General features: G+C 32.6%; 3 protein-coding genes and 2 other annotated features. All 3 genes read right to left on the bottom strand.

Features of this window, described 5'->3' with window-relative positions; genetic code table 11:
• Nucleotides 1-95 precede the first annotated feature (95 nt).
• The 3 genes from J5G60_RS17000 to J5G60_RS16990 are packed head-to-tail and all read right to left on the bottom strand — an operon-like array spanning nucleotide 96 to nucleotide 3371.
• Nucleotides 96-1343: a DUF1015 domain-containing protein gene (locus J5G60_RS17000; RefSeq protein WP_150358698.1), complete on the bottom strand. Its 1248-nt coding sequence runs from the start codon at nucleotides 1341-1343 to the stop codon at nucleotides 96-98.
• A gap of 12 nt (nucleotides 1344-1355) precedes the next feature.
• The gene (locus J5G60_RS16995) at nucleotides 1356-2285 is read right to left on the bottom strand and encodes a D-2-hydroxyacid dehydrogenase (RefSeq protein WP_150358697.1); all 930 of its coding nucleotides are present in this window, start codon (nucleotides 2283-2285) and stop codon (nucleotides 1356-1358) included.
• A gap of 15 nt (nucleotides 2286-2300) precedes the next feature.
• Nucleotides 2301-3371, bottom strand: a complete 1071-nt coding sequence (locus J5G60_RS16990) for a pyridoxal-phosphate-dependent aminotransferase family protein (protein ID WP_150358696.1) — start codon at nucleotides 3369-3371, stop codon at nucleotides 2301-2303.
• Nucleotides 3372-3470: 99 nt separating this feature from the next.
• Nucleotides 3471-3668 (bottom strand) — a binding site (T-box leader).
• Nucleotides 3669-3752: 84 nt separating this feature from the next.
• Nucleotides 3753-3955, bottom strand: a binding site (T-box leader).
• Between the last annotated feature and the right edge of the window lie 83 nt (nucleotides 3956-4038).

Below are 4038 nucleotides of genomic sequence, written 5' to 3'. Positions count from 1 at the left end.
TAAATATATTATACCATAAAATTTTACATAAGATATCTTTTATAACATGATAAAATCCCCGTAAGTTTTACGAGAATTCTATCAAAATAAAGCTACTATTTCAATTTATGAATAAACAGTCCACTTCTCAATTTTGGCTCAAACCAAGTGGATTTAGGAGGCATTACCTTCCCAGCATCTGCGATATTCATCAATTCTTCTAATGTAGTAGGATACATGGAAAAAGCAACTCCCATGTCATTTTGTCTTACCCTTTTCTCTAATTCTCCAAGTCCCCTTATTCCGCCTACAAAACTGATTCTATCATTCGTACGTGGATCATCTATTCCTAAAATAGGAGCCAATAGATTATCTTGAAGAATAGATACATCCAACTTATCAACGGGATCATCTGAATTATATGTCCCTTCTTTTACAGCAAGTTTATACCATCTTCCGCCTAAGTACATACCATAGGTACCCTTACGAAACGGTCTATATGCCTCTTTTCCCTCATACACTTCTACATCAAATTTTTTAGAAACCTTAAACAAATATTCTTCAGTAGAAAGACCATTCAAATCTCTAACAACTCTATTATAATCTATAATCCTTAAATCCGAATGTGGAAAAAGTACTGATAGAAAAAAATTGAACTCCTCATCTCCAGAATAATTTGGATTTTCTCTTCTCCTTTTAATACCTACTTTTACTGCAGAAGCTGCCCTATGATGTCCATCTGCTATATATAAGCTGTCTACATTCTTAAATAAATTACAGATGCTTTTTATTGTTTTATCATCATCTATTACCCACACCTCATGTCTCACTCCGTCATCAGCAGTAAAATCGTAAACCACCTCTTTTTTCATCCATATATTCACTATATCATTAATTTTATCATCATACTTATAGGTTAAAAAAATTGGTCCTGTATTGGCATCACAGATATCTACATGATTTATTCGATCCTGTTCTTTGTCTTTTCTAGTATATTCATGCTTTTTTATCCTATTATTTAAATAATCATCTATAGAAGTGCATCCTACTATACCTGTTTGACTTTTACCATCCATGGTCAATCTATATATATAAAGGTTGTTTTTCTTGTCCTGTATTAATATATTATTGTCTATCATTTTATTTAAATTTTCATTTGCCTTTTCATAAACTTTTCTATCATATAGATCTACATTTTCATCCAAATCTATTTCAGCTTTATCCACATGGAGAAAAGAATAGATATTATCTTTAGCCATTTCTTTCGCTTCTTCACTGCTCATTACATCATAGGGTAGTTGTGCTACCTTGTCAGCTAAATCCCTCCTTGGCCGTATTGCCTTAAAAGCTCTTAAAATTGCCATTCTATACCTCCTCTACGCATTGACTAAATTTCTATTCAAACAATACTTTTCAATTATAGTTACTATTTCTTCACCTATTCTTTTTTGAGCTTCAAAAGTTGAGCCACCTATATGAGGTGTAACTGATACTCTTTGATTATTTACAAGTTCTCTACAAGGTTCAGGTTCATTTTCAAATACATCCATCCCTACAGCTGACACTTTTCCAGTATTTAATCCATCAACCAAAGCTTTTTCGTCTATTACACCACCCCTTGCACAATTTACTATATAAACTCCATCCTTCATCATCTCAATCTCTTTTCTACCTATTACCGCACTCTGGGATTTATCAAAAGGAATATGAATTGATATATAGTCCGCCTTCCTTAATAATTCTTCTAATTCAAAAAATTTATAATTGTTATATCCTTTTGCCATGCCAAGTTTATCATAATATATTACATCCATTCCCATAGCATAAGCTCGTTTTGCCACTTCTTTTGCAATTCTCCCAAAACCCACAAGGCCTAATGTCTTGCCGTACAATTCCACTCCCTTATATTTCTTTTTCTCCCATTTTCCTTTTCTCATAGTCACATTAGAAATATTCACATATCTAGAAATTGCCAACAAATGAGCCAACGTTAACTCCGCTACTGAAATAGTGCTGGCATCAGGTGTATTTTTAACCATTATTCCATTTTCAGCTGCATAATCCACATCTATATTATCTACCCCAACTCCCCCTCTTATTATGAGTTTCAGCTTTCCATTTTTAGCCGCATCTATAAGCGGTTTCCTGATTTTAGTGGCCGATCTAACTATCATTATGTCAAATTCTCTTATTCTTTGCTTTAATTCTTCTTCTCCAAAATGTCTATCTAAAACATCATATCCATTTGCTATAAGCTTATTGAGAGCTCCTTCTTCCATTCCATCATTCACCAATATTTTTATCAATTTTAAACCCCCCTATTATAATTTCAATATATAATTAACAGTATCTATAAGCTCTTTTATATCAGAAAGGTTAAAATCAGCCATATGAGCTATTCTAAAAGCCTTCTCCTTTAATTTCCCATAACCATTGGATATCTGAAATCCCCTTTCACCTAAATCCCTATTTAATTGTGCTACACTTATATTTCTGGTATTTTTTATATTAGTAAGAGTATTGGAAAGATATCTTTCATCTGCAAATAACTCAAAATATTCTCTTGCCCAATTTCTCACATACTCGGCCATCTCTATATGTCTCTTATATCTATTTTCAAGTCCTTCCTCTAATATTCTATCCAGTTGATAATTCATGGCAAACATATGTGAAATAGATGGTGTTGAAGGATACTGGTAGTCTTTCTTATGGATATAATTATAAAGAGAAAGCAAATCTAAATAGTAACCTCTAAACTTTACCTTTTTAGCTCTCTCCACCGCCTTCTGTGAAAAAGAACATATCGCCATTCCTGGAGGAAGTCCTAAAGCTTTTTGACTAGATGTCAGGCATATATCCACACCTAGCTTATCCACTTCTATCTTAGTACCCGCCATAGAGCTAACTGTATCTAAGCACCATACAATCTCTGGATACTTTTTCACTACTTCTGCTATATCTTCTACTGGATTCATAACTCCTGTAGAAGTTTCATTATGAGTTATACAAAGAGAATCATATTTACCCGTAGCCAGAGCTTTGTCAATCTTGTCTATATCTACAGCTTTTCCCCAATCCTCCTCAAATAAATCTGCCGGTACATTATTGCATTCTGCAATCTGATACCACCTATTTCCAAATGCACCTATGGAAAAGATTGCCGCTCTTTTTGCTGTACTACACCTTATAGCTCCTTCTAAAAGCCCTGTTCCCGATGAAGTTGAAAGCAAAATTTCTTCTTTTGTATTAAATACCTTCCTCATTTTATCACTAATGTCTCTTTGAAGCTCAGATGCTTCTTTACTTCTATGGCCTATCATTGGCGTTGCCATTTTCTCTAGAACATCTTTTCTAACTTCTACTGGACCTGGAATAAATAATTTTTTATGCATATTTTTACCTCCAATTAATTTATGCCGACCGAATAATTCATCAATTCACTGTTATACATTATTAAAGTAACAATAAAAATAAAAAGTCAACCTGATCCCCTTAGGGACGATTGACTCGCGTTGCCACCCTCATTAATCATACAAATGTATAATTCTCTCATTTAATTTAACGGTTTTCCGTATTATTCATCATAATAATTCTCCAAGGTGGATTCACAAAAGCATTGGTATCAGTTTACACCATCCACTGACTCTCTTTTACCTAACTTATGCTACTTTTCTCTTCATCAAATAAATATTAAATTTTGCATCAAAGCTATAGCATTAAAATTATTATTTTGTACAAAAATTATTATAAAATAAAAGAACCAATCAAATCCACATAGGGACGATTGGTTCGCGTTGCCACCCTTATTGACTATATAAAATATAAATATAATCCTCTCATTTAACTTAACGGTTTCCCGTATTATTCATCATAATAATCCTCCAAGGTGGATTCACAAAAGTATTGGTATCAGTTTACACCATCCACTGATTCTCTTTTACCTAACTTGTGCTACTTTTCTCTTCATAAGACGTTATTCAAAATTAATTTATTTATGATTTGTTAATTATTATATGATTTAACTTTGTATATGTCAATACTTTTTTAAAATATTTATAT

This window comes from Clostridium sp. HV4-5-A1G (genome assembly GCF_900184915.1).
In the GTDB taxonomy this organism is placed as follows: domain Bacteria; phylum Bacillota; class Clostridia; order Clostridiales; family Clostridiaceae; genus Clostridium_B; species Clostridium_B aromativorans.
Note: the sequence above shows the minus strand (reverse complement) of the source record. Positions and strands in the feature narration are given on the sequence as shown.

Bases quoted from the DNA above. Each gene is read 5' to 3' on its own strand.
- J5G60_RS16990 (WP_150358696.1), bottom strand. From the start codon at position 3,371: ATGCATAAAAAATTATTTATTCCAGGTCCAGTAGAAGTTAGAAAAGAT.
- J5G60_RS17000 (WP_150358698.1), bottom strand. From the start codon at position 1,343: ATGGCAATTTTAAGAGCTTTTAAGGCAATACGGCCAAGGAGGGATTTA.